The organism is Paraburkholderia caffeinitolerans, assembly GCF_902859945.1.
GTDB lineage: Bacteria > Pseudomonadota > Gammaproteobacteria > Burkholderiales > Burkholderiaceae > Paraburkholderia > Paraburkholderia caffeinitolerans.
This window is the reverse complement of record NZ_CADIKL010000006.1, coordinates 59491-84424: the sequence shown is the minus strand read 5'-3', so window position 1 is coordinate 84424 and position 24934 is coordinate 59491. Positions and strand designations below refer to the sequence as shown.

Sequence of the window (24934 nt, the reverse complement as noted above, 5' to 3'; positions counted from 1 at the left end):
CGCAATCAGCTCACCCGGTTCACAACCAGATCAGCGAGTTCGGCGAGGCGCTGCGCGCGCGCGCCGAACGGTTCAAGCGCCGCGTGGGCATCGGCGCGCAACTGCTGCGCGAGCACACGCGAAGCATCGAGGCCGATGATCGACACGTAGGTCGGCTTGCCGTCCTTCGCATCCTTGCCGGCGGTCTTGCCCAGCGTGGCCGAGTCGGCCGTGACGTCGAGAATGTCGTCCACGACCTGGAATGCCAGGCCCACAGCGGCCGCGTACTTGTCGAGCGAGGCGAGCGTGTCGGCCGACGGCGTTTCACCGGCCAGCGCGCCCATGCGCACCGCGGCGCGCAGCAACGCTCCGGTCTTCAGGCGATGCATCGTTTCGAGCTGCTCGCGCGTGAGCGCGTGGCCCACGCTCGCCAGATCGATCGCCTGGCCGCCGGCCATGCCGATCGAGCCGCTCGCGAGCGCGAGTTCGCGCACGAGCGATGCCTGATGCTGTGCGTCGAGAATGTGCGACGTCAGCGTCACGAAAGCTTGCGACTGCAGTGCGTCGCCGACCAGCAGCGCCGTCGGTTCGTCATACTTGACGTGTACGGTGGGCTTGCCGCGACGCATGTCGTCGTCGTCCATGCAGGGCATGTCGTCGTGCACGAGCGAATACACGTGGATCATCTCCAGCGCGCAGGCCGCCGCGTCGAGCGCCTCGGGCGCCGCGTTCGTCAGTTCGCCCGCGGCATGGCACAGCAGCGGGCGTACACGCTTGCCGCCACCGAGCACGGCATAACGCATGGCGTCATGCAGCGGGGCGGGCTGCACATCGGCAGCCGGTAAATAGTGATCGAGCGCGCTTTCGACCCGGTCGAGCACCTGCCGGGTCCATTGGTCAAATGTCATAGATCGTCGTCTCCGCCAGCGGCGGAACTGCCTGTCGTATTGAGGGGCACGGGTCGCAGCGTTTCGCCGTCGAGCACGCGCACCTGTTGTTCAACCTTTTCGAGCTGCTGCTGGCAGAACTTGACCAGCACGGCACCGCGGCGGTAGTCGGCCAGCGATTCCTCGAGGCTCAAGCTGCCGCCTTCCATGCGCGCCACCAGTTCGTCGAGCTCGGCGAGGCCCGCCTCGTAGCTCTGCGGCAGATCGGCCTGGGCCGTCTCGTCCGCGCCTGGCTCCGTGCTTTTGGCCGCGCTTGAGTCTGTTCCGGCGCGGTCTTTCGATGCGGATTTCGCCATGGATGGTCGCCAAAATGAAACAAGGCGGACATTCTACGGCAAAAGCCCCCTCGCCGCCCCGCTCGCCGGTTCGTGTCCCCTCCCGGCGACACGAATGGGTTTGCCTGAATCGGGACCAGAAGGTCGTATTCTGCGCTTCATTGTCGCGATTTATACCGTATTCCGACCGCCTTCCCGGCGCAATTCCTGCAAAAATCAGCAACTTAGCTAGCCCACTGGGACCGACCAGGATATAATGCCCGGCTCCCTAAATCGAATCTTCGATGGTTGGGTTGTTCACTGCTTTCACGTCTTCATCGGGAGTGGGAATGTCCAATCTGAGCAATGCTTTGCAGCTGAAGTCCGTTCACAGTCAGTTGCCAGTCACGGCTTACTTTGACGAAGCGCTTCTCAAGCGCGAAATCGACACGCTTTTCCAGAAAGGTCCTCGCTACGTCGGCCACGAATTGATGGTGCCCGAGGCGGGGAATTATTTTGCGCTGCCCAGCGAGAAAGAGGGTCGCGTGCTCGTTCGCAACCAAAGCAACGAGATCGAGCTGCTCTCGAACGTCTGCCGCCACCGTCAGGCCATCATGCTAAACGGTCGCGGCACGGCCGACAACATTGTATGTCCGCTGCATCGCTGGACCTACGACCTCAAGGGCGAGCTGCTCGGCGCACCGCATTTCGCCGACAAGCCCTGCCTGAACCTGAGCAGCACACCGCTACAAAAGTGGAACGGCCTGCTGTTCGAGTCGGCCGGGCGCGACGTCGCGCGCGACCTTGCACGCCTTGGGCCGGCAAAGCATCTCGACTTTACGGACTACATGTTCGATCACGTCGAGGTCCACGAGTGCAACTACAACTGGAAGACCTTCATCGAGGTCTATCTGGAGGACTACCACGTCGTGCCGTTCCACCCGGGCCTCGGCAACTTCGTGTCGTGCGACGACCTGCAGTGGGAATTCGGCGAATGGTATAGCGTCCAGACGGTGGGCGTGCACAACCATCTCGGCAAGCCGGGCAGCCCTACGTATCGCAAGTGGCACGACGAGGTCCTGCGCTTCCGCAATGGCGTGCCGCCCGAGTTCGGCGCAATCTGGATGGTGTACTACCCCGGTCTGATGATCGAGTGGTATCCGCACGTGCTCGTCTGCTCCTGGCTCATTCCGCAGGGCACGCAGAAGACCACCAACATCGTCGAGTTCTATTACCCCGAGGAAATCGTGCTGTTCGAGCGCGAGTTCGTCGAGGCCGAGCGCGCCGCCTATATGGAAACGGCCGTTGAAGACGACGAGATCGCCGAGCGCATGGACGCCGGCCGCCGCGCGCTGTTCGAGCGCGGCGTCTCCGAAGTCGGCCCGTACCAGAGCCCGATGGAAGACGGCATGCAGCACTTCCACGAGTTCCTGCGCCGCGAGCTCGGCACGATCTGAGCGCGGCCTTCGCAGGCCAAACAATGCGCATTCGACGCTTCACGGAAAGACGGGCTTAGGCCCGTCTTTTTGTTTAGACTGACGGCATCGGGCCAGCACTTTTCGCGCGCCTGTGCAGATGCACTCGCGCGCCACCGGCCACGCACGATTCAAGGAGCCGTCATGCCCCACACGCACTACACCACACTGATCTCGGCCGGCAACCTGCACGAGCGCCTCACCGCCGCGCCGGGCAGCGTGCTCGTCTTCGACTGCCGCTTCGACCTCGCGAATCCCGCCGCTGGCGAAACCGCCTACGCGGCCGGCCATCTGCCGGGCGCGCGCTATCTCCACCTCGAGCGCGACCTCTCGGGTCCGACGACCGGCAAGAACGGCCGCCACCCGCTGCCCGACCGCGCCTCGCTCGTCGCCACGCTCATGAGCTGGGGGCTTAACGCGGGACAACAGGTGGTCGCCTATGACGCACAGGGCGGCATGTATGCCGCACGTCTCTGGTGGCTGCTGCGCTGGCTCGGCCACGACTCGGTCGCCGTGCTCGACGGCGGCCTGCAGGCTTGGGAGGCTGCCGGCTTCCCGCTCTCGAAGGACGTCCCCGCCGCGACGCAAGGCACATTCAAGGCAGGCGCTCCGCTGCAGGTGACCGTGGATGCGCAGGCCATCGAGCGCAATCTCACCACTCATGAACTCACCGTCGTCGACGCGCGCGCCGCCGACCGCTATCGCGGCGAGAACGAGACGATCGATCCGGTGGGCGGTCATATCCCCGGCGCGCTCAACCGCTTCTTCAAGGACAACCTCACTGACGACGGCCGCTTCAAGTCCGCCCACACGCTGCGCGACGAATTCGGCGCGCTACTGCCGGGCAAGACGCCCGAACACGTGGTGCTGCAATGCGGCTCGGGCGTGACCGCCTGCCATAACGCGCTGGCGATGGAGATCGCCGGCATGCATGGCGCGGCGCTTTATGCGGGGTCGTGGAGCGAGTGGTGCTCGGACCCGTCACGGCCCGTGGCGACGGGCCCGAACCCCTGAGCCACATGAGACACGGCGCCGGCCTCAGCCGACGCCGTGCTCCTTGAACCAGGCGATCGCGCGCTTCCAGCCATCCTCCGCATCGGCCTTGCGATAGCTCGGCCGATAGTCGGCGAAGAACGCATGGCCCGCATCGTCGTACACGACGAACTGCGAGCCGCGCCCACCCTGCGGCCCCTGCGCGATCGCGGCCTTCATCTGCTCGAGCGTGTCCTGCGGAATGCTTTTGTCCTGAAGACCGTAGAGCCCAAGCACCGGCACCTGCAAATTGCCTGCGAGATCGAGCGGATTCTGCGGCGTGTTTTCGGTGTGCGCGCCAGCCACGCGCCCATACCACGACACCGCCGCCTTCACGCGCGGATTGTGCTCGGCATAAAGCCACGCGTACCGCCCACCCCAGCAGAACCCGTTGATCCCCACGCGCTTGAGATCGCCGCCGTGCTGGCCGGCCCAGACGAGCGCCGCATCGATATCGCCGAGCACCTGCGCATCGGCGATCTTGCTCACGATGTTCTGGTCGATCTGCTGAACGGTCGGATACACGGACGCATCGCCCTCGCGCTCGAAAAGATCCGGTGCAATGGCCAGATAGCCGAGCTTCGCGAAGCGCCGGCACACGTCGGCGATATGCTCGTGCACGCCGAAAATCTCGTGAATCACGATGATCACCGGCAGATGCGTCTTGCCTTTCGGCTGCGCTCGATACGCCGGAATCAGCGTTCCGTTCGACTGGAACGCGATCTCGCCGGCTTCGAGGCCTTCGCTGTCGGTATGGATGGTTTGTGCGGAGACCGGAAGCACCGCAGCGGCAAAGCCGCTGCCCAATGCTGCCTTAATGAAGGTGCGCCGATCGAATGGCACATGCGGGACGAGGCTGTCGATTTCAGGTTTAAGCATGCAACGCTCCTTGCGAAAAGAACGACGCAAAAGGACTGCACCCTCGCACGAACCGGCGCCACGCCCCCGGAAAGCGCGTCAGTGTAGCTTCACGCGCGGCAGCGTCGTGCGCCGCAGCCAATGTGCGAAGGTGTCGAGCACCATGCGCGCATAGCCGTGCAACGCCGCGATATGCAGCCGGTACAACGACATGTACATGAACCGGGCAAACAGCCCTTCGATCAGCATGCTCCCGCCGATCAACCCACCCATCAGATTGCCGACCGCGCTGAAGTGGCCGAGCGAAACGAGCGAGCCGAAGTCGCGATAGGTGAACTCGGGCAGTTGCTTCCCGGCAAGCCGCTCACCCATCGACTTGAACAGAAACGATGCCTGCTGGTGCGCGGCCTGCGCGCGCGGCGGCACGCCCCGTTCATTGCCGGGCCACTCGCATGCGGCACAGTCGCCGAGCGCGAAGACATTGTCGTCGGCTTCCGTTTGCAGCGTGCGCCGCACGATCAGTTGGCCAAGCTTGTTGACAGGCAGGCCATCGAGCTGCGAAAGCACCGACGGCGCCTTGATGCCCGCCGCCCAGACCGTGAGGTCCGCACGCACGGATTTGCCGCTCGCGGTCCGTATCACGCCCGGCGCCACCTCGATCACGCGCTCGCCGGTCATGATCCGCACGCCGAGCTTGCGCAGCAGTTCGGCAGTGGCCGACGAAACGCGCTCGGCCAGGGCGGGCAGAATGCGCGGACCCGATTCGATCAGCACGATGCCCACGTCGTGACGCGGATCGAGCTTGTGCAGGCCATACGCCGAAAGCACCTGGGCGGTGTTGCGCAACTCGGCGGAAAGCTCGACGCCCGTTGCCCCCGCGCCGACGATCGCCACCTGCACGCGCGGCACTTCGTTGCCTTCGTGGTCTTGCTGACCGTGAACCCAGGGCTCGGGCTCCTGATGCTCCGCGCGCATGCACGCCGCGATGAGGCGCTTGCGAAAGCGCTCGGCCTGCGCAACGGTGTCGAGCGCGATGGAATTTTGCGCCGCGCCTTGCACGCCGAAAAAGTGCGTCGTGCTGCCGATCGCGAGCACGAGCGTGTCGTATTCGAGCACGCGCTCGGGCAGCATTTCGCCACCGTCTTCGTCCTGCACCGCGCCGAGCGTAATGCGCTTTGCCGCGCGGTCGAGCCCGACCAGCTCGCCCTGCTGGAACTCGAAACCGTGCCAGCGCGCCTGCGCCGCGTACTCGAGCTCCTGCGTGAAAGGGTCCATGCTGCCCGCCGCCACTTCGTGCAGGAGCGGCTTCCAGATATGCGTCGGATTGCGGTCGACCAGCGTGACCGAGGCGCGCGGCTTGCCGCGCTTCGCACGCGTTTCGCCGTACCGGTCGCCCAGCCGGGTTGCCAGCTCCAGGCCTCCGGCGCCCCCTCCCACAACGATAAAGCGGTGCATAGACTCTCCGTGCATGTCGAAAGGCAATAGAACCTCCGACGCTCATCCGATATTCCATATCGGCGCGCATTCGCTGCTGCGCGGCGTCGGTCTTTGGCCCATTGTCGGCTGATGCGGCGCAGCACGGCAAGACGCACGGTGCGCATTAACGACATCTGCACCAGCCGCTTGCGTAACGGCACGGCTGCGGTTACAGGGAGCTGCAACGCAGCACGATCGTTCGACGCACAAGCGGTGTGCTCGCGCGTCTTCAGTCAGCACTTCAGTGCGCCCGCTGTGTGCGCTCAGTGCGCTTCTTCCCAATTCGCGCCCACACCCACTTCGGCCACGAGCGGCACCTTCAGCTTCGCCACCGAGCACATCAGCTCCGGCAAGCACTTGCGCACTTCGGAAAGCTCTTCGTCAGGCACTTCAAGCACCAGTTCGTCGTGAACCTGCATGATCATCTTCGTGCCAGTCTTGCGTTGATCGAGCCACTTCTGCACAGCGATCATCGAGAGCTTGATGAGATCGGCTGCCGTGCCCTGCATCGGCGCATTGATGGCGGAGCGCTCGGCGGCCTGGCGGCGCGGACCGTTGCCGCCGTTGATCTCGGGCAGCCACAGACGGCGGCCGAACACCGTCTCCACATAGCCGCGCGATTTCGCGTCCATGCGCGTCTCGTCCATGTAGCGCTTGACGCCCGGATAGCGCGCGAAATAGCGGTCGATATAGAGCGTGGCCGCATCGCGCGTGATGCCGAGATTCGATGCGAGCCCGAACGCGCTCATGCCGTAAATCAGCCCGAAGTTGATGACCTTCGCGATGCGCCGCTGATCGTTGCCCACTTCGAGCGGCGTCACGCCGAACACTTCGGCCGCCGTGGCGCGGTGAATGTCGTCGCCGCGCTTGAACGCCGCGAGCAGCGATTCGTCGCCCGAGATATGCGCCATGATGCGCAGTTCGATCTGCGAATAATCGGCGGACACGATCTTGCAGCCCGGCGGCGCGATGAACGCCTCGCGAATGCGCCGGCCTTCGCCCGTGCGCACCGGAATGTTCTGCAGATTCGGGTCGTTTGACGCGAGGCGGCCCGTCACGGCCACGGCCTGCGCATAGTTCGTGTGCACACGACCGGTTTGCGCATTGACCATGCGCGGCAACTTGTCGGTGTACGTGGACTTGAGCTTGGCGAGGCCGCGATGCTCGAGCAGCAGCTTGGGCAGCGGGTAGTCTTCCGCGAGTTTTTGCAGCACTTCTTCGTCGGTGGACGGCGCGCCGCTCGGCGTCTTCTTCACGACCGGCAGTTGCAGCTTCTCGAAGAAGATCTGGCCGATCTGCTTGGGCGAGCCGAGATTGAACTCGCCGCCCGCGAGCGCATAGGCCTGCTGTTCGAGTTCGACCAGGCGCACCGCGATCTCCGCGCTCTGCTTCTCCAGCCGCTGCGTGTCGATCAGCACGCCATTGCGCTCGACTTTGCGAAGCACGCGCGAGGTCGGCATCTCGATCTCGCGATACACATAGTCGAGCCCCTTCTCGGGCACGATTTGCGGATAGAGCGCGAGGTGCAATTGCAGCGTGACATCGGCATCTTCGGCCGCGTATTCGGCGGCCGTTTCGAGCGGCACTTCGTCGAAGCCGATTTGCTGCGCGCCCTTGCCCGCCACCTCCTCGTACTTGATCGTCTTGATGCCGAGATGGCGCAGCGCAAGGCTGTCCATGTCGTGGGTGCGATGCGATTCGAGCACGTACGATTCGAGCAGCGTGTCATGTTCGACGCCGTTCAGCTCGATGCCGTAATTCGCGAGCACCTGCTCGTCGTACTTCATGTGCTGACCGACCTTCTTGTGCTGCTCGCTTTCGAGCCACGGCTTCAGGCGCGCGAGCACTTCGTCGAGCGGCAGTTGCTCGGGCGCGTCGGGCCCGCGATGCGCGAGCGGCAAGTACGCGCCGCTGCCCGCTTCGGTCGAGAACGACATGCCGACGAGCTTCGCGACCATCGGATCGAGCGCGGTGGTCTCGGTGTCGAACGCGGTGAGTTGCGCGGCCTCGATCTTCGCGAGCCATGCGTCGAACTGCTCCCACGTCTGGATGGTTTCGTAGTGGCGCGGCGGGTTGATGAGCAACGCGGGCTGTACTGGCGCATCCTGCGCAGGCGCGCTTGCAGCCGCTGCACCCGTTGCAGCAGCCACGGCCGGGCTCTGATCGGCTTCGCTGATTTCACGCAGCCAGGTCTTGAAGCCATGACGCGCGAAAATATCGCGCATCTCTTCACGCGCTTCGCCGCGCGTCGCGAGCGACGCTTCGATCGATTCGAGGTGCGGCGCGAGATTGCAAGCGGTCTCCACCGTGACGAGCTTCTTCGCCATCGGCAGGAAGCCGAGTGCATCGCGCAGATAGCCGCCCACGGCGCCCTTGATCTCATCGGCATGCTCGACGATGCCATCGAGCGAACCATATTGCGTGAGCCACTTCACTGCTGTCTTCGGGCCGCACTTGTTCACGCCCGGCACGTTGTCCACCGTGTCGCCAATGAGCGAGAGATAGTCGACGATGCGCTCCGGCGGCACGCCGAACTTCGCGATCACGCCTTCGCGATCGAGCAGCTCATTGGTCATCGTGTTGATGAGCGTGACGTGGTCGGTCACGAGCTGCGCAAGGTCCTTGTCGCCGGTGGACACGACCACCTTCATGCCTTGCTGTTCCGCCTGGCGTGCGAGCGTGCCGATCACGTCGTCGGCCTCCACACCTTCGATCATCAAGAGCGGCCAGCCCAGCGCGCGCACCGCTTCGTGAATGGGCTCGACTTGCGCCGCGAGCGGCTCGGGCATCGAAGGCCGGTTGGCCTTGTACTCGGGATACCAGTCGTCACGAAACGTCTTGCCCTTTGCATCGAACACGCACGCGCTATACTCTGCCGTAACGTCCTTGCGCATGCGACGCAGCATGTTGATGATGCCGTATAGCGCGCCCGTCGGCTCGCCGTCAGGACCGCGCAAATCAGGCATCGCATGGAAGGCACGATAGAGATAGCTAGAACCATCGACCAGCAACAGGGTCTTTCCTTCCAGCTTAGTTTGTAGCTTGGTTTCCACGCGAAGTTCTTCAGGCATTATGGACAAGAGAAAAGTGATTCCGAGTCTGCGCTCACTCGCAGATCAAGAGCGCGCGACGGCCAAAAAGGCACGCGCATCGTGGCAGATGTTCACGATTATGGCAGAGTTTATCGAGGCGACCGAATACCTGTCCGAGATCCGGCCAGCGGTCAGCATCTATGGTTCTGCACGCCTCAAACCGGACTCGCCGTACTACCAGCTCGCCAAAACCATCGCGCGCAAAGTGTCGGACGCGGGCTTCGCCGTGATCTCCGGCGGCGGCCCCGGCATCATGGAAGCCGCCAACCAGGGCGCGCATGCGGGCAAGTCGCCTTCGGTGGGCCTGAACATCGAGTTGCCGCACGAGCAGTCCGGCAACCAGTGGCAGGACATCTCGCTGCGCTTTCGCCATTTCTTCACGCGCAAGGTCACCTTCGTCAAGAACTCGGACGCGGTGATCGTGATGCCGGGCGGCTTCGGCACGCTCGACGAACTGGCCGAGGTGCTCACGCTCATCCAGACCAAGAAGTCGCGTCACGTACCCATCATTCTGGTGGGCGCGGAATTCTGGAAGGGTCTGCTCGAGTGGTTCCGTGCCGCACTCGTGCCGATGGGCCTCATCAATCCGGAAGACATGGACCTGATGCAGGTGATCGACGATCCGGACCAGGTGCTCGAAGCGGTGCTCAAGTTCTACGAGGACAGCGGCGAAGAACCCGAGCAGGAACACCCGGCCCGCCCCGAATCCGACGACGACCGCATGTTCTATCTTTGAGGTTCGATGTGACCCGTCGGCGCGTTGGCCTGCTCCTCCAGCCAGCGGCAAAACTGCGCGACGACGGGCACGTCCGCCACCTCGCGCCGCGCGACCCACCAGTAGCCGCGCGCGTCGAGGTGAGGGCCGGCGAGCGGCGCGACGAGGCGCCCCGAAGCCAGCTCTTCGTCGAGCAGCGGCAGCGGCCCGAGCGCCACGCCGAGCCCGTCTTCGGCAGCTTGCAAGGCCAGATAAAAATGGTCGAACGACTGCTTCTTCCTGCACTTGGCCTTCACGCCCGCAGCGGCCAGCCACGTGCGCCACGCATCAGGGCGCGTATCCGAGTGCAGCAAGACATGGCGCGCGAGATCGTCGGCGCAGTGAATCGGCGAGCGCTTCAATAACGCCGGACTGCACACCGGCAACTCCGTTTCGTCGAGAAAATAGCCGCTCGCGCAATCGGGCCAGTGCGCCGGCCCGCGCCGCACTGCAACGTCGAACGCATCGAGCGTCTCGACTGGCGCATTCGAAGTGGCGAGGCGCAACTCGACGTTAGGCGCCAGGCGCTGGAACTGCGAAAGACGCGGCAGCAGCCACTTCATGGCGAACGTGGGTAGCGCATTCACGCGCAGTACGTGAACCACGCCCGTGTCGCGCAGCTCCGCCGTGGCGCGCGCAATGCTCTCGAACGCGCCCTGCACCGCCCCGAGATAGCGCCGCCCGTCCTCGGTCAAGGCAACCCGTTTGCCGTGCCGATGAAACACCTGCACACCGACCCATGCCTCCAGTGCCGCCACCTGGCGGCTGATTGCACCGTGAGTCACATGAAGCTCGGCCGCAGCAGCAGTGAAACTGTTGTGCCGCGCCGCGGCTTCGAACGCGCGCAGCGCGGGAAAGGGAGGAAGGGAGCGGGCCATGCTTGTGATTCTAGATCACAAGAACCCGGCCGAGAAATCGTTTTGCGCGGGATGGGTTCGGCGCTACGCTTCGACCTTGCCATCCGGGTCTTCGCATGAAACAACATCCAGTCTCAGCTCCATCCGGAGCGAACCTCACGCCCGAGCATGAAGTGTCCGGCGCGCCTAGCGTGCGCGATCTGTTCCTCGGTTTTCTCGGCCTCGGCCTCACGTCCTTCGGCGGCGCACTGCCGCTTGCGCGCCGCGCCATCGTCGAGCAGCGCCGCTGGCTTACGGCCGCGGAATTCACCGACCTGCTCGGACTGTGCCAATTCCTGCCCGGCGGCAACGTAATCAATCTTTCGGTGGCGCTCGGCATGCGCTTTCACGGCTGGCGCGGCGCGCTCGCCGGCCTGCTCGGGCTAATCGCCGGGCCCTCGCTCATCGTGATCGGGTTGGGCGTGCTCTACGAGCGCACGCAGAACGATCCGCACGTGCGGCATCTGTTCGTCGGCCTCGCCGCAGCCGCAGCCGGGATGCTGATCGCCATGGCCGCGAAGATCATCCTGCCATTGCGCCGCGACCCTGCCGCCGCTGCAATCGCGCTGGTCGGCTTCATCGCCATTGCCCTGCTGCGCCTGCCACTGCTGCCCACCATGCTCGTACTCACGCCGATCGGCATCGCCGTTGCCATCCGCGCTGCCCGCCGCTCGGGAGAAACGCAATGAGTGACACGCTACTCGCACTCGCCACGATCTTCAGCCAGCTGTCGCTGCTCGCATTCGGCGGTGGCAACACGATCCTGCCGGAAATGCAGCGCCAGGTCGTGGAGGTGCATCACTGGATGACCGCGAGCGAGTTCAGCTCGCTCTTCGCACTCGCACAGGCCGCGCCCGGACCGAACATGATGATCGTGACGCTGGTGGGCTGGCATGTGTCCGGCTGGGCCGGCATGCTGGTGACGTCGGTGGCGAAGTTCGGACCGTCCTCGCTCGTGACGGTGGCCGCGCTTCACGCGTGGGACCGCTTCAAGGACCGGCCGTGGCGGCGCAGCGCGCAACGCGGTCTCGTGCCGGTGACGGCCGGGCTCGTGGCCGCGAGCGCGATGGTGATCTCGAGGGCGTCCGATCACACGTGGATCGCGTGGGCCATCACGGGCGTGTGCGCGGTGCTCGCGTTGCGCACGAAAGTCCATCCGCTGTGGCTGCTCGCGGCGGGCAGCCTGATCGGCTTGACGGGGTTTGGGCAGTAACAGCGCCGAACCCCATTCGTTCGGATTACAGAATTTACCTCACTGAAACGCCACCTCGGCAAAGCTGCGCAGCTTCCGGCTATGAAGCTTGTGCAGGCCGTTGGTACGCAAGATCTCCATCGCCTTCACGCCAATCTGCAGATGCTGATCCACCTGCGCGCGGTAGAACGAATCGGCCATGCCCGGCAGCTTGAGCTCGCCGTGCAACGGCTTGTCGGAGACACATAGCAAGGTGCCGTACGGCACGCGAAAACGGAAGCCGTTCGCCGCAATCGTCGCGCTCTCCATGTCTAGCGCAACCGCGCGACTCTGCGAAAGACGCTGCACCGGCTCGCGATGCTCGCGCAATTCCCAGTTGCGATTGTCGACGCTCGCCACCGTGCCCGTGCGCATCACGCGCTTGAGTTCCACGCCGTCAAGCCGCGTGATCTGCGCGACCGCGCGCTCGAGCGCCACCTGCACTTCGGCCAGCGCCGGAATCGGCACCCACAGCGGCAGATCGGCGTCGAGCACGTGATCCTCGCGCACATAGCCGTGCGCCAGCACATAGTCGCCCAGACGCTGCGTGTTGCGCAGCCCCGCGCAGTGGCCGAGCATGATCCACGCATGCGGGCGCAGCACTGCGATATGGTCCGTGATGGTCTTCGCGTTCGACGGCCCCACGCCGATATTGACCATCGTAATGCCGCTGCCGTCCGCGCGCTTGAGGTGATAGGCGGGCATCTGCGGCAGGCGCGCGGGCGGCGAGCCCTCGTCGTCCTGCTCGCCGAGATTCGCGTTGTAAGTGACCACGTCGCCCGGCTCCACGAACGACGTGTATTCGCTGCGGTAAGTGCGCAGGTCGGCGTCGTCGGTGTGCGCCATCATGGCGCGGCCGAGCTTTACAAATTCGTCGATATAGAACTGATAGTTCGTATAGAGCACGTAGTTCTGGACGTGCGTGGGCGCGGTTGCCGTGTAGTGCTTGAGGCGATGCAGCGAGAAGTCCACGCGCGGCGCCGTGAAGAGCGCGAGCGGCTGCGGCTCGCCCGGCGCTGGCTCGTAGGTGCCGTTCACGATGCGGTCGTCGAGCTCGGCAAGGTCGGGCGTATCGAATATGTCGCGCATCGCGAAGAGCCGCTCGCGGTCCAGATCGCCTTCGAGGTGGATGCCTTCCGCGAACGCGAAATGAATCGGAATGGGCTGGTCCGAAACCCCGACTTCGATCGACACATGATGGTTCTTCGCAAGCAGCCGCAATTGCTCGCGATAGTAGTTGCCGAACAGGTCCGGGCGCGTGAGGGTGGTTTCGAACACGCCGGGGCCCGCGACGAAACCATACGAACGCCGCGAGTCGATGTGCGTATTGACCTCCGTGTGCACGCGCACGAACGGATAACAGGCGCGCACGCGGTGGTCGAACGCTTCGCCGCGCCGGTAGCGCGCGAACGCATCGCGCAGGAACGCCGTGTTCGTCTCGTAGATGGCTGAGAGGCGCGCGACGGCGTCGGCGGCGTCCTCGAAGGCTTCAGCGGGAAAATCGTGCGGGGGCGTCATGAAGCTGCGCCGGTGAATCTCGTTGTTCATGTTCGTTCGCCTCGGTTCATATGGAACCACATTAGCACGGAAGAACGACATTCTGACAACGCCCTTCGCCGGTCCGGGAGATTCGGCCGACACGAACATCGGCGTGCCCTCGCGCGGCCCCACCGCTACGGGGAGCGGGACGCGAATTTGCTAGAATCGGCATATCCAATTGGAGAATCACCATGAAGTCGCACCTTCTAGCCGCTTTCGCTGCGACGCTCGCGTTCAGCGGGTTCGCCATGGCCACGCCAGCCGACGACGCGAAGACCGCCGTTGAAGCCCAATCGGCCCAGTCCGCCAATGAACGGGCCGGCTTGCCCGATCTGGCTGCGATCAACAACAAGCCTGCCGCGCACGTCACCTCGAAGGTCAATATCAACGACGTGCCGCGCACGCCGAGCTTCCACGAAGTGAGCCCGAACGGCACCGAGGTCACCGAATACCGCGACAAGGGCAAGCCCGTCGAGATCAACGTGCATTCGAACTTCGGCACGCGCTACTCGATGAGCTCGAATCCCGACACGTCGCCGCAAGTGCGTCCGAACGGCCAGGCAAGCACGCGCCTGCCGTCGATCAACCTGCATTACTGATCCACCCCCTTCGCGCGCGGGCGGCGTGCGCTGTCCCGCGCCGCCGCCTGCACGAGCGTGAGAAGCCGCGCCGAAGCGGCTTTCCCGCAAGCGGCCTCGCCCCCGAGCAAGGCTCCCGACTACGATAACCACACGACCTCTCTGGCATGGCCGTCTTCACCGCTGTCACCGAACCCCAGCTCATTCAATGGATGCGCGACTACGATCTTGGCGACGTAGTCGATTTTCGCGGCATTCAGTCGGGCATTGAAAATAGCAACTTCTTCCTGACGACGACGCGCGGCGAATACGTTCTGACGATCTTCGAAAAGCTCACGGCGCAGCAGTTGCCGTTCTATCTCGAGCTGATGCGCCATCTGGCCTCGCACCGCGTGCCGGTGCCCGACCCGATGCCGCGCGCCGACGGCAGCCTGTTCGGCCTGCTGCACGGCAAGCCGGCGGCCATCGTCACGAAGCTCGACGGCGCGCCGGAACTCGCCCCGGGCGTGGAGCACTGTGCGGAAGTGGGGCAGATGCTCGCGCGCATGCACCTGGCGGGCCGCGACTTCACGCTCGGCCAGCCAAATCTGCGCAGCCTGCCGTGGTGGGAAGAAACCGTGCCCACCGTGCTGCCGTTCCTGGACGACGCCCAGCGCGAACTGCTCACGACCGAGCTCGCGCATCAGCAGGCTTTCTTCGCCAGCGACGATTACGCGGCGCTGCCCGGCGGCCCGTGCCACTGCGACCTGTTCCGCGACAACGCGCTGTTCGCGCACGTCAAGCCGGAAACGGGCCATACGGTGCGCCTCGGCGGATTCTTCGACTTCTATTTCGCTGGCTGCGACAAGTGGGTGTTCGATGTCGCGGTGACGGTCAACGACTGGTGCGTCGATCTCGCGACGGGCAAGCTCGACGCGCCGCGCGTCGAGGCGTTGTTACGCTCCTATCAGACCGTCCGCCCATTCACGCCCGCCGAAAGCCGGCACTGGGTCGACATGCTGCGCGCCGGCGCGTATCGCTTCTGGGTATCGCGTCTGTACGATTTTTATTTGCCGCGTTCGGCCGAGATGCTCAAGCCGCACGACCCCGGCCATTTCGAGCGCATCCTGCGCGCGCGCCGCGCGGGCAGCGCGGCCGGCACGCCGGCCGCTTTCCACGCACTCTCCGACCTGCCCCGCCCATGCAACTGATCGAAGTTCCCGCGAAGCAGGGCTATGTCTGGTTCCGCCAGGGCATCTGGCTGTTCCGCCGCAACCCGCTCGCGTTTCTCACGCTGTTCTTCTCCTACCTGCTCGCCATGACGCTGATCTCCGCCGTGCCGGTGATCGGCGGCGTGCTGCCGCTCATCTTCGTGCCCGGCGTGGCAGTGGGCTTCATGGCCGCGTGCCGCGACACCGTGGCGGGCAAGCCGGTGTTCCCCACCATTCTCGTCGACGGTTTCCGCTCATACGGGCACACGGTCACGAAGCATCTGTTCGTGCTGGGCGGGATTTACGTGGTGGCGATGACGGTGGTGCTCGCGGCGTCGGCGCTGGTCGACGGCGGCACGCTGTTGCGCCTGATGACGCTGGGCGGCACGCTCGATACGGAGGCCGTCGCGGACGGCAACGTGCCGCTCGCCGTGCTCGCCTCGCTCGCGTGCTATGTGCCGGTTTCGATGCTGTTCTGGTTCGCGCCGGTCCTCACCGCCTGGCACGAGGTGCCGCCGGTCAAGGCGATGTTCTTCAGCATCGTGAGCTGCTGGCGCAACAAGGGCGCGTTCGTGGTGTATGGCGCGCTGTGGTTTGCGGTGTCGATCGGCGTGTCGCTGGGACTTTCGACGCTGCTGCGCGCAATGGGTGCGGGCGAGTACGCGCTGGCGATCCTGATGCCGGCGCTGATTCTCGTGACGACGATGCTCTATTGCTCGTTCTACGCGACCTATCGCGGCTGCTACGGCGTGCAGGAAAAGACCGACGCCGACATGCCGGACTCGGGCCGCTGAACGGCTAGTACCCACCGCGTGCAAATCGCACAAATACCAAACGGGGCGCCTATGTGCGCCCCGTTTCATATCTACACTGCGTGAACCTTCAGTTGCTTAGCTGTAGTGATTCATCCACGACGGGTTGCGGCCCGCCTTTTCGCGATCGAGCTTGCGCATACGGAATTCGAGGTCGTAGATGTCGGCCGATTCGGCCAGGTATGCTTCCTCGCGCTCTTTTTGAGCGGTTTCGTACGACTTCGTGAGGAACAGGAAAATGCGGCTGAGCAGGTACATGGTCTGGCTCCGGTAAGCGGGCGAGTGCCCTCGGAATGAATGAAGCCATTATAGGGTAAACCCTAGTCAAGGTAAACCCCTAGCCTGCGCCGCGTGCTGCGCGCTCAGCCCGCTCCCACGGCCAGTTCGTCGCCGAAGGCGTCGTCAACCGCTTCGCGCCGTTGATTTTCGAAGAATTCCCAAATCATCGCGCTGGCGTCCGGTCCGGTCGCGGAATGGAATGGCACGGCATCGTCGCCGCCGCTCCACGCATGGTCCAGTGCGCTCACGCGGCACAGGCGCACCACGCTCCTGCCGTCACGCGCGTAGTTCTGAACCGTATAGCCGTCGCCGTCGTGCTCGTGCGAGACCACGCCCTGGTGCACGCCTTGAGCATCGGCGAGGCGGTTCAGACGCAGAAACTGCGTCGCGAGCTGCTCCGCGTTGAGCGGCGCGACCACCGCGTCGACATCGCCCTGCATGATTAGCGCCGGCATGCCGGGATGCGCGCGGCCCGCCAATGCACGCTCGACGAGCGCCACCGGGTCATGGTGCAGGCCGCGCCGCATGACGTCGAGCGCCGCCACGCCCGACTGCGCCTCGCCGAAAGCCGGCCCCGAATGGAACGCGACCGCCGCGAAGCGGCCCGGCGCATGCACCGCCAGCAGCGCGGCCAGGCCCGCACCCGCCGAAAGTCCGGCCAGATAGACGCGCGACCGATCGAAACCGTGCTCCTGCACCAGCGTGTCGACGAGCGAAACAATCGCCGCAGCCTCACCGCCGCCCGCCGACTGGCGTGCGTCGTACCAGTGCCAGCACTGATGCGGATGCGCCTGCATCGATTGCTCCGGATAGACCACGGCAAAGCCATGCTTATCCGCGAGCAGGTTCATGCGGGTGCCTTCGGCGAACGAGTCCATCGTTTGCTTGCAACCGTGCAGCATCACGACCAGCGGCATGTCCTCGGTGGGCCAGCCCGGTGGTACGTAGAGCCCATAGGCGAGTGCGCGCGATGCGCCCGGCGCCAGATGCTCGGCGCGCTGCCATTCGCCTGCCGCCCAGGCGGCGGCACGCGGCCCCACGCGCGACTCGCGCACCGGCGCACCGCTGCGCGCGGCGGGCGCCCGCGCTTCTTGCGCCTCGTGCACTTCGCTGGCGGCAGGTACCGCCACAGCGGCAGCGGCGGCCTGCGCCACCGCGGTCTGGGCAGTGCGCCACATGGCCTGCGCCTCGGGGGCGCGGCGGCCGGCCTCGCGCAGTGCCTCACGGGCAGCGCGGTTCTGGATGGCGAGCAGACGCTGTATGCCACCTGCCCACAGCTTCGTCAGATTTTTCGTCATCAGTGGCCTCGTGAAAGGGGGTCGAATACGCCAAGGCACAAGCCATGGCGATCTTCATTGTGCGACGCACAATAACATCAATCATCGAACGTCGTTGTTACGAGATCTGGTTGCTGTAACGAATTTCAACCGCGTGGCCATGTACGGCGCATCGCATTAATCGGCCCCGAACACCGCTATACTGGAAGATCCGACGATGCTCCTGTTGCCCTATCGGGGCGCCCAGGCGCCAGTCAAACGATGCTTTTGGAACGCGCCCCAGCGGCGCCAAGTCATGCCTGATTTACCGCTCCACCTCTGGTATTCGATCACCAACCTCGGCAGCGCGGGCCTCACGCTGCCGCTCGCGCTGGCCATCGCGCTATGGCTCGTGACGGGCTATTCCTGGCGCATGGCAACAAGCTGGCTGCTGTTGCTTGGCGCGGCAATTTGTCTCGTCACGCTCACCAAGATCGCCTTCCTTGGCTGGGGCGTCGGCGTGCGTTCGTACGATTTCACGGGGCTGAGCGGACATGCCATGCTGTCTACGGCCGTCTATCCGGTGGCATTTTTCCTGATGATGCAGGGCGTGCGGCCCGTGGTGCGCGCCGCAGGCGTCGTCGTCGGGTTGGCCATCGGCATCGCGGTCGGATGCTCGCGCGTCGTGCTCGATGCGCATTCGCCGTCGGAAGCCGTCACGGGCTGCATCGTGGGCGCACTTACGGCGCTCGTGTTCGTGCGCTACTGGTGGGAAGCGCAATCGGGCCGGCTCTCCGCGGCCGTGGTCGCGCTCAGCCTCGCGGCGCTCACCTTTGGCTTGCACGACGTGCGCGTGCCCACCCACCGTTGGGTGACGCATCTTGCGCTCACCGTCTCGGGGCACGATCAACCCTATATCCGCGCCAAGTGGAAGGCCAACCGGCCGGTGCACAAGCCGGGCACGATCACCGCGCCGGTCTCGCAGACTCGCAATACGCTCGCGCCCGCGCGCCGCGAGCACGCTTGAGATCGCTGGCGCGGGATGCCACTGCGCTCCCGCGTACGCCTGCCGGGCTGACCGCGCCGGTCAGCCGCCTACCCCAAGCAGCACGCTCGACGCCTTGAACACCGCCGTCGCGCTCGCTCCCGTTTCGAGGCCGAGCGCATCGACGCTAGCGTCCGTCACCACGGCGGCAATCACGGTGCCGCCCGGCAATTCGAGCATCACCTCCGCGTTGACCTCGCCGCGGCGCACGCCGCTCACCACGCCGCTCAAGAGGTTGCGCGCAGAAAGACGCGCGGCGTACCCGGATGATTGCGCCCCGCCCGCCACCAGCACGACCGACGAGGCCTTGACGAGCGCCACCACCGCCCCGCCAACAGCAAGCCCCAGCGCCTCGGCGCTTTCGCGCGTGACGACCGCTACGAGTTGCTGTCCGCCCGGCAGCGCGATCGAGACTTCGTCGTTGACGGCTCCGCGCACGAGCGCCGTGACGGTGCCGTAAAGCTGATTGCGCGCGCTCGTGCGCAGTGCGAAACGTCCGAGCACGGCGAGATCGTTGCCCAGACTGCCCGCCGTATCCGCGTCGGCTTCCCCGTGCGCTTCGCCGCCGAGTGCGCGTACCGCCTGGGCGGCACGCTCGAGAAAGTGCCGATGCTCGCGCTCGATCGCGCCGAATGTGGCGATGAGACGTTGCGCACGCGACGTGAGCGTAGTCCCACCGCCTCCCTTGCCACCCGTCGCACGCACGACGAGCGGTTCGCCGGCGAGATTGTTCATGGCGTCGATGGCATCCCAAGCGCCCTTGTAGCTCATGCCGACGGCCTTGGCGGCGCCGGTGATCGAGCCGGTTTCGCGAATCGCAGCCAACAGCGCGATGCGGGCCGCGCCGCCCAGCACCTGCGGGCCGGCCTGAAACCAGACCGAGCCGCCCACGCCCAGCGAGGCCGATTCCGCGCCAGCGGGTTGATCGGCAACGGCCAAGCCGCCCGGGGAAGAAGTCGAAGAGGGAGTCGTCATCGCGCAGGGCTTTTGTCGAGTGCAAACGGTGACGTCGATTATAGAGACGGGGGCGCGCGAAACACGCCGCGCGCCGCGATCAAACCCGCTCAAGCTCGACTCAAGCTCGACTCAAGCGCCGCGCGTGATCTTCGGCGGATGCAATTCGCGCAGGAGCCGCTCGCCCTCTTTCGCCGTATAGCGCTTCATCGCCTCGCACCAGCCGCGCGCGAAGCCGAGTTGATAGGGCTCTGCATCCATGCGCTCGAGATAGCGCAATGCCACGGCGGCATCGTTGCCGTCACCCAGCACGCTTTGCAGACGCGTGAGCGTGCGCACCGTGTCCGCGCGCGTGCGGCGCGAGGCAATGGGGGCGAAAAATTCGAGCGTGTAGCGCAGGTACTTCGCGTTGATCCGCACACGATGGCGGCCCGCATCGTCGATGACGGTAAGCTTTTCCGCCTGGGCGAGTTGCTGGTAATAGCGGCGCACGCGTTTGTTTGCATGCCGGTGCAAAGCGCGGGTGTTGGTGCCGCCGGCGCGCACCCTGCGGGCGAGCGCCTCCAGCCACTGCAGCCATGCGAGCGCGACGTGCGCGTAGCGCGGCTCCGCCAATGCTTCGCGCAACCGCGCGCGCGCCACGAGCCGCTGCGCCTCGGCTTCGTCGAGCACGGCGCGCCAGCGCGCGGGCTCGTCGTCGGCGGCAGCGAGCGCGGGCAGCGTGGTTTCGACAAACACATCGCGGTCGCGCGCCTCGCCAAGCAGCGCGCCGAGCCAATCGAGCTCGGGCTTGATGCGCTCACACCACGTCTCATCCTGCCAATGCGAAAAGATTCGCATCGCGGTGCGCAAGCGCCGCTGCGCCACCCGCATCTGGTGAATGAATTCGGTGCTCACTGCGTTTGCCCTGACTGTCGAATCGCGCACGCCCCAGTTGTTGCCGAACCAGTGCGCGCTAATGTTCGCGCCGATCGCCAGCAGCGCCGCCTCGGCGGTGCACGCGCCGCCCAGATCGACCGGCTCCGCGCGCACCGCGCAAGCGTCGCCGACCACGCTGCCGGCCGCCGCGCGCTCGAGCGCATCGATCAAGCGCACAAACGCGGGTAGCGCCCCGGCCAGTTCGAACGCGCAGGCGAACAGCGCGTCGACGAGCGGCGCGGGGTCTTCGTCTTCGGCCCACGGCACATTCACACGCAGTTCGTGCAGGCATGCGCCCGCGTCCTGCGGCGCGCCTACACCGGCATCGAGCACGATTCCCACATCGACGCCATCGCGCGGCCACTGCCAGCGGTTGCGCACCGCCGACAGCGACGCCGACGGTTCGAGCGGCCCGGCCGCCGCAAGCATCTCGCGAAACACCTCGGGCGCGGCATCGAACAGCGCGGTATCGAGACCGTTGGCTTCGAGACTCGCGGTGAAAATCGGTTCGACAACGACGATGCCCGGCGCCCATGCGCGCCGGCTGGAAACGACGACGCAATGCGTGGCACCGCGCGTCTCGACGCCGATCCGCCAGCCCGCCCGTGCCAGCCCGCCGGCCCGGTCGAACATGACGGTCGCGACCGGTTCGCCCGCCTCGGTTTGAGACACGCACTGCGGCAAAGCGGCACGCATGGCCGCCACGACATCGGATGGAATCTGCCCGGGCGGGACAACGGCCTCGGTCGAGGCTTGCGGCGTGACGCTCACGACATCCAGCACGATTTCCAGTACGCGGTTCATGAACGCTCCGAAGAGTCGGTGGGGCGGCAGAAAGCGGTGAAAACGGCAAAGAGATGGGGTGAGATCAATCTGATAACGACGCTGGCAATAATGGGATTACCGCACTCGATAGTACACGCGCGATCGCACCGGCGCTCTCGGGAGCAGCCCGATATGGGCCAACCCTAACCCATATGGGCCAACCCGCCCCCCTTGATCCGAATGACCACGATCAAAACCGCAGCCAGGCGGAAGTGGAAAAATGAATACTTACACATCGACCCGGTGTGTCGTATTTCTGTAAGGAGTGTTGAGTGTTCCCAGAATTCAGAGACCTGATCTCCCGCCTCAAAACGGACGACGATCATTTCGCACGGCTTTTCCATCGCCACAACGAACTGGATCAGCAGATCAAGAACATGGAAGCGGGCATCGTCCCCGCTAACGGCATGGCCATCGAGCAACTCAAGAAAGAGAAGTTGCAGCTCAAGGATTCGCTCTACCAGATCCTGCGCAAGGCCGAAAGCGTCTAAAGATCGGCGTCAACCTCAGGCGCCAGCACCGGAACAGCCGCATGGCGCGCGATGCGCGATGCGGCGCCGTGGCCCCCTCAGCTACGGCGCAACCGCCGTAGCAACAAGTAGCGAAAACCACTCCCATGCCCAAGATGGTCACTCCCCCTGCCTCCCAGAATCCCTCGCCCGACACGCCAAACCAACCACGCGAACACAACGCGGCCGCATACTCGGCCGAACTCACGGCACGCAGCGCCGAGTTGCACGCCGTCAACGACGCTGTCGAAGCCGCTACCGAGGTCATCGCCGGCGCGATGCATGACCTCGTCGCCGCCAACGGCGCGGCGCAGGGCCAATCACACGCTTCGCTGTTCGATTCGGTCGCCGCGCTCATGAAAGGCCTGTCACCCGATGAAGCCGCGCAATTGCGCAGCCTCATCCTCGAAGGCAACCCGTCGGAGTGGCGCAAGACGCGCCCGCGCCATCCCGACGAAGAGCTTGCGGAGGGCTGGCGCGACGGCGAGTATCCGTACCGCAACCTGATGTCGCGGCGGGCCTACGAGCGGCAGAAATACCGGTTGCAGGTCGAGTTGCTGAAGCTTCAGGCGTGGGTGCGCGAGACCGGGCAGCGCGTGGTCATCGTCTTCGAGGGGCGCGACGCCGCTGGCAAGGGCGGCACGATCAAGCGTTTCATGGAGCACCTGAACCCGCGCGGCGCGCGCGTGGTGGCGCTGGAAAAACCCACCGAGGTCGAGCGCGGCCAGTGGTATTTCCAGCGTTATGTGCAACACCTGCCTTCGGCGGGCGAGATCGTGCTGTTCGATCGCTCCTGGTACAACCGCGCGGGCGTCGAGCGCGTCATGGACTTTTGCTCGCCCGAAGAGTATGCGGAGTTCATGCAGCAGGCGCCGGAGTTCGAGCGCCAGTTGATCCGCAGCGGCATTCACCTCGTCAAATTCTGGTTCTCGGTGAGTTGCGCCGAGCAGCGCCGGCGCTTCAAGGAGCGCAGCGCGCATCCGCTCAAACAGTGGAAGCTCAGCCCCGTCGATCTCGCCTCGCTCGACAAATGGGACGAATACACGCAGGCCAAAGAGGCGATGTTCTCCCAGACCGACACCGCCGACGCACCGTGGACCGTGGTGCGCTCCGATTGCAAGAAGCGCGCACGGCTGAACGCCATGCGCTACGTTCTGCACAAGCTGCCTTATGCGCGCCGCGATTCGGCCGCGATCGGTGCGATCGACCCGCTGCTGGTGAGCCGCGCGCTTTGAGCGGGTTCACGTCGCGTACTGAGCGATTCCATTGCCGAACGACCAGTTCTCGCGCGCGACATCCACGAGATTGACGAACACATCCTCGCGCCGCACGCCCGGGTCGCGCGCGAGGTTTTCGGCGATCTGCGCGAATAGCGCCTTCTTCTGATCCTGCCCGCGCGTATTGCTCACGGCGATCTGAATCATCACGAGGTCGTCGCTGCGCTCGATGCCGAGGTAGTGCCGCCCAAAAACGAAATTGTCGGCATCGTGTTCGGTGACGATCATGAACTGGTCGTCCTCCGGCGCCTTGAACACTCCCATGAGCGCGAGGTGTACGCCCTGCATAAGCGCCTTGCGGTAGGTGGCGGGCTTGCCCGCGCGTACGGCAATACGGGTGAATGGCATGTCGAGCTCCTTCAGCGTGAGTGAGATGGCCCGTGATCGATTGGCCATGACAACAGCTTAGGCTCGCTCTATCATAATAAAAAGATATCACTGAATATTTCATTCATTTTCATTTGAAATGAAACCGCTCGATCTCGATGCTGTGCGCGCGTTCGTCCTGGTCGCCGAACTGCACAGCTTCACGCGCGCCGCCGATGCGCTTGACACCACCCAATCCGCCGTGAGCCTCAAGCTCAAGCGGCTCGAAGCCCATCTCGGCCGGCAATTGCTCGAACGCACGCCGCGCGTCGTGCGGCTTTCACCGGACGGGCGCGCGTTTCTCGGCGCGGCGCGCGAGTTGCTCGGCGCCCATGAGCGCGCGCTCGGCACGCTCGCCAGCGACTCGCGGCGGCTGTCGCTGGGGTTGAGCGAGCATGTGGCCGACGCGCAGCTCGCCCGCCAGCTCGCACTCCTGCGCGATCACGACCCGGGGCTCGTGATCGCGCTGCATCTCGGGCTTTCGGCGCAGTTGCTCAAGCAGTTCGACGAGCGCCGGCTCGACGCGGTGATCGTGCGCGAGGAGTTGGGCTATGAAGCAGGCTATGAAGCGGGCTATGAAACCGGCGAGGCATCGCGCGCCAATGCACGTCCGCTTTTCGACGAGCCGCTGGTCTGGCTCGCCGCGCCCGAATGGCGCTGGGAGCCGGGCACGCCGCTGCCGCTCGCCCTGCTCGCGGGGCCGTGCGCGGTGCGCGCGGCGGCGATCAGCGCGCTCGACGCGGCGGGCATCGCCTGGCAGGAGGTGTTCGTGGGCGGTGGCGTGGCCGCGGTCGGTGCGGCGCTGGAGGCAGGGCTTGCCGTATCGGCGCTCGCACGGCGCGTGGCGCCGCGAGCGCTCGTCGACGTTGGCGCGAAGCACGCGCTGCCATCGTTGCCGGTCTCGCGGGTGACGCTGCATTCGCGCGTGCGCGAGCCGCGTTCGGCAGCAACGCTGCAGTTGCTCGCGTCGAGCCTTGGCGCGGTTTGAAGGGTGCTGTGGGGGATGAAGGCAGGAAGAGCTTTCAGAGCGGCACGCAGCCGGTCGCGGCGCTAGCCCGGAATCAGCTCAAAATCGGCGGAAGTTCGCGCGGCTGCGGAATCGCGCGCCGCGACTGGGCTGAGGGCACGTCGACCATCAGCTTGTGGTTCGATGGCGGGTGCGCCACGGCGGGCCTGGCCGGTGTGGCCGATCTGGATGGATGCGCACGTGCGCTACTCGCCTGTTGCGAAGCTCCCGGTGCACGATGGGCCGCCGACTTGGTCGTGGCCTTGGCACGAGGTTGTGCATGGCCTGCTCCTTGAGCGGTCTTCGTGGGCTTCGCTGACTTCACCGCCTTCGTGGATCGTGCCACGTGTGACGCGCTCGCAGTACCCTTCGTGTGCTTCGCGCCA

The 24934-nt window shown here is 65.2% G+C and carries 24 protein-coding genes; 12 read left to right on the top strand and 12 right to left on the bottom strand.

From position 1 onward, the window contains the following. Positions 1-5: 5 nt before the first annotated feature. Both HV773_RS07650 and HV773_RS07645 read right to left on the bottom strand, forming a co-directional pair. On the bottom strand, positions 6-887 hold the full coding sequence (locus tag HV773_RS07650; protein ID WP_175194504.1) for a polyprenyl synthetase family protein: 882 nt from the start codon (positions 885-887) through the stop codon (positions 6-8). Beyond that, positions 884-1222: an exodeoxyribonuclease VII small subunit gene (locus tag HV773_RS07645; protein WP_175194503.1), complete on the bottom strand. Its 339-nt coding sequence runs from the start codon at positions 1220-1222 to the stop codon at positions 884-886. Before HV773_RS07645 ends, HV773_RS07650 begins: the two co-directional genes overlap by 4 nt. Before the next feature lie 308 nt (positions 1223-1530). Between HV773_RS07645 and HV773_RS07640 the strand changes: the two genes are divergently transcribed. Next, a complete protein-coding gene (locus tag HV773_RS07640) occupies positions 1531-2637 on the top strand; it encodes an aromatic ring-hydroxylating oxygenase subunit alpha (RefSeq protein WP_175194501.1) in 1107 nt (368 codons plus the stop codon). Positions 2638-2799: 162 nt separating this feature from the next. Beyond that, positions 2800-3669 (top strand): sulfurtransferase, encoded by an 870-nt coding sequence (locus HV773_RS07635; protein WP_175194500.1) that lies wholly within the window; start codon positions 2800-2802, stop codon positions 3667-3669. Positions 3670-3693: 24 nt separating this feature from the next. On the opposite strand, the gene HV773_RS07630 is transcribed toward HV773_RS07635, so the two are convergent. The 3 genes from HV773_RS07630 to polA all read right to left on the bottom strand — a co-directional run bounded on the left by HV773_RS07630 (position 3694) and on the right by polA (position 9092). After that, positions 3694-4566 carry a dienelactone hydrolase family protein gene (locus tag HV773_RS07630; protein ID WP_175194499.1) on the bottom strand — a complete coding sequence of 291 codons (873 nt, stop codon included), beginning with the start codon at positions 4564-4566 and terminating at the stop codon, positions 3694-3696. 78 nt (positions 4567-4644) lie between these two features. Continuing rightward, positions 4645-6000, bottom strand: a complete 1356-nt coding sequence (locus tag HV773_RS07625; protein WP_175194498.1) for an NAD(P)/FAD-dependent oxidoreductase — start codon at positions 5998-6000, stop codon at positions 4645-4647. Positions 6001-6284: 284 nt separating this feature from the next. Further along, positions 6285-9092, bottom strand: coding sequence for a DNA polymerase I (gene polA / locus HV773_RS07620; RefSeq protein WP_175194497.1), 2808 nt, complete (start codon positions 9090-9092; stop codon positions 6285-6287). A gap of 1 nt (position 9093) precedes the next feature. On the opposite strand from polA, the gene HV773_RS07615 reads away from it, so the two are divergent. Next, a complete protein-coding gene (locus HV773_RS07615) occupies positions 9094-9849 on the top strand; it encodes an LOG family protein (RefSeq protein ID WP_175194496.1) in 756 nt (251 codons plus the stop codon). Here the strand turns inward: HV773_RS07615 and HV773_RS07610 are convergent. Further along, on the bottom strand, positions 9840-10745 hold the full coding sequence (locus HV773_RS07610; RefSeq protein WP_175194495.1) for a transcriptional regulator GcvA: 906 nt from the start codon (positions 10743-10745) through the stop codon (positions 9840-9842). The genes HV773_RS07615 and HV773_RS07610 overlap by 10 nt on opposite strands. Positions 10746-10840: 95 nt before the next feature. On the opposite strand from HV773_RS07610, the gene HV773_RS07605 reads away from it, so the two are divergent. Together HV773_RS07605 and HV773_RS07600 are read left to right on the top strand one after the other, a co-directional pair. Next, entirely contained in the window at positions 10841-11452 is a 612-nt protein-coding gene (locus tag HV773_RS07605; RefSeq protein ID WP_175194494.1) for a chromate transporter, read from the top strand. After that, positions 11449-11976, top strand: coding sequence for a chromate transporter (locus tag HV773_RS07600; protein ID WP_175194493.1), 528 nt, complete (start codon positions 11449-11451; stop codon positions 11974-11976). Before HV773_RS07605 ends, HV773_RS07600 begins: the two co-directional genes overlap by 4 nt. A 39-nt stretch (positions 11977-12015) precedes the next feature. Here the strand turns inward: HV773_RS07600 and HV773_RS07595 are convergent, their stop codons facing one another. Next, a complete protein-coding gene (locus tag HV773_RS07595; protein WP_175194492.1) occupies positions 12016-13542 on the bottom strand; it encodes an AMP nucleosidase in 1527 nt (508 codons plus the stop codon). Between the two features lie 182 nt (positions 13543-13724). On the opposite strand from HV773_RS07595, the gene HV773_RS07590 reads away from it, so the two are divergent. The 3 genes from HV773_RS07590 to HV773_RS07580 all read left to right on the top strand — a co-directional run bounded on the left by HV773_RS07590 (position 13725) and on the right by HV773_RS07580 (position 16095). Then, positions 13725-14132: a hypothetical protein gene (locus HV773_RS07590; protein ID WP_175194491.1), complete on the top strand. Its 408-nt coding sequence runs from the start codon at positions 13725-13727 to the stop codon at positions 14130-14132. Positions 14133-14278: 146 nt separating this feature from the next. Beyond that, entirely contained in the window at positions 14279-15301 is a 1023-nt protein-coding gene (locus tag HV773_RS07585; RefSeq protein ID WP_175194490.1) for a homoserine kinase, read from the top strand. After that, positions 15292-16095 (top strand): BPSS1780 family membrane protein, encoded by an 804-nt coding sequence (locus HV773_RS07580; RefSeq protein ID WP_175194489.1) that lies wholly within the window; start codon positions 15292-15294, stop codon positions 16093-16095. The genes HV773_RS07585 and HV773_RS07580 overlap by 10 nt, the downstream gene beginning before the upstream one ends. 96 nt (positions 16096-16191) lie before the next feature. Here HV773_RS07580 and HV773_RS07575 read toward each other — a convergent pair whose 3' ends face one another. Together HV773_RS07575 and HV773_RS07570 are read right to left on the bottom strand one after the other, a co-directional pair. Next, positions 16192-16371: a DUF3563 family protein gene (locus HV773_RS07575; RefSeq protein ID WP_175194488.1), complete on the bottom strand. Its 180-nt coding sequence runs from the start codon at positions 16369-16371 to the stop codon at positions 16192-16194. Between the two features lie 104 nt (positions 16372-16475). Further along, positions 16476-17690, bottom strand: coding sequence for an extracellular catalytic domain type 1 short-chain-length polyhydroxyalkanoate depolymerase (locus HV773_RS07570; protein WP_175194487.1), 1215 nt, complete (start codon positions 17688-17690; stop codon positions 16476-16478). A gap of 274 nt (positions 17691-17964) precedes the next feature. On the opposite strand from HV773_RS07570, the gene HV773_RS07565 reads away from it, so the two are divergent. After that, on the top strand, positions 17965-18675 hold the full coding sequence (locus HV773_RS07565; RefSeq protein ID WP_175194486.1) for a phosphatase PAP2 family protein: 711 nt from the start codon (positions 17965-17967) through the stop codon (positions 18673-18675). Between the two features lie 60 nt (positions 18676-18735). Here the strand turns inward: HV773_RS07565 and HV773_RS07560 are convergent, their stop codons facing one another. Both HV773_RS07560 and HV773_RS07555 read right to left on the bottom strand, forming a co-directional pair. Continuing rightward, entirely contained in the window at positions 18736-19668 is a 933-nt protein-coding gene (locus HV773_RS07560; RefSeq protein ID WP_175194484.1) for a TOBE domain-containing protein, read from the bottom strand. Between the two features lie 111 nt (positions 19669-19779). Further along, positions 19780-21369 (bottom strand): CHAD domain-containing protein, encoded by a 1590-nt coding sequence (locus HV773_RS07555; protein ID WP_175194482.1) that lies wholly within the window; start codon positions 21367-21369, stop codon positions 19780-19782. 293 nt (positions 21370-21662) lie between these two features. Between HV773_RS07555 and HV773_RS07550 the strand changes: the two genes are divergently transcribed. After that, a complete protein-coding gene (locus HV773_RS07550) occupies positions 21663-21881 on the top strand; it encodes an HP1242/YdcH family protein (RefSeq protein ID WP_175194480.1) in 219 nt (72 codons plus the stop codon). Between the two features lie 134 nt (positions 21882-22015). Beyond that, positions 22016-23134 carry a polyphosphate kinase 2 gene (ppk2, locus tag HV773_RS07545; protein WP_175194804.1) on the top strand — a complete coding sequence of 373 codons (1119 nt, stop codon included), beginning with the start codon at positions 22016-22018 and terminating at the stop codon, positions 23132-23134. 6 nt (positions 23135-23140) lie between these two features. Here ppk2 and HV773_RS07540 read toward each other — a convergent pair whose 3' ends face one another. Continuing rightward, on the bottom strand, positions 23141-23524 hold the full coding sequence (locus HV773_RS07540) for a tautomerase family protein (protein ID WP_175194479.1): 384 nt from the start codon (positions 23522-23524) through the stop codon (positions 23141-23143). Positions 23525-23642: 118 nt separating this feature from the next. Between HV773_RS07540 and HV773_RS07535 the strand changes: the two genes are divergently transcribed. After that, complete coding sequence (locus HV773_RS07535; protein WP_175194477.1) at positions 23643-24530, top strand: LysR family transcriptional regulator; 888 nt, start codon at positions 23643-23645, stop codon at positions 24528-24530. Positions 24531-24934 lie beyond the last annotated feature (404 nt).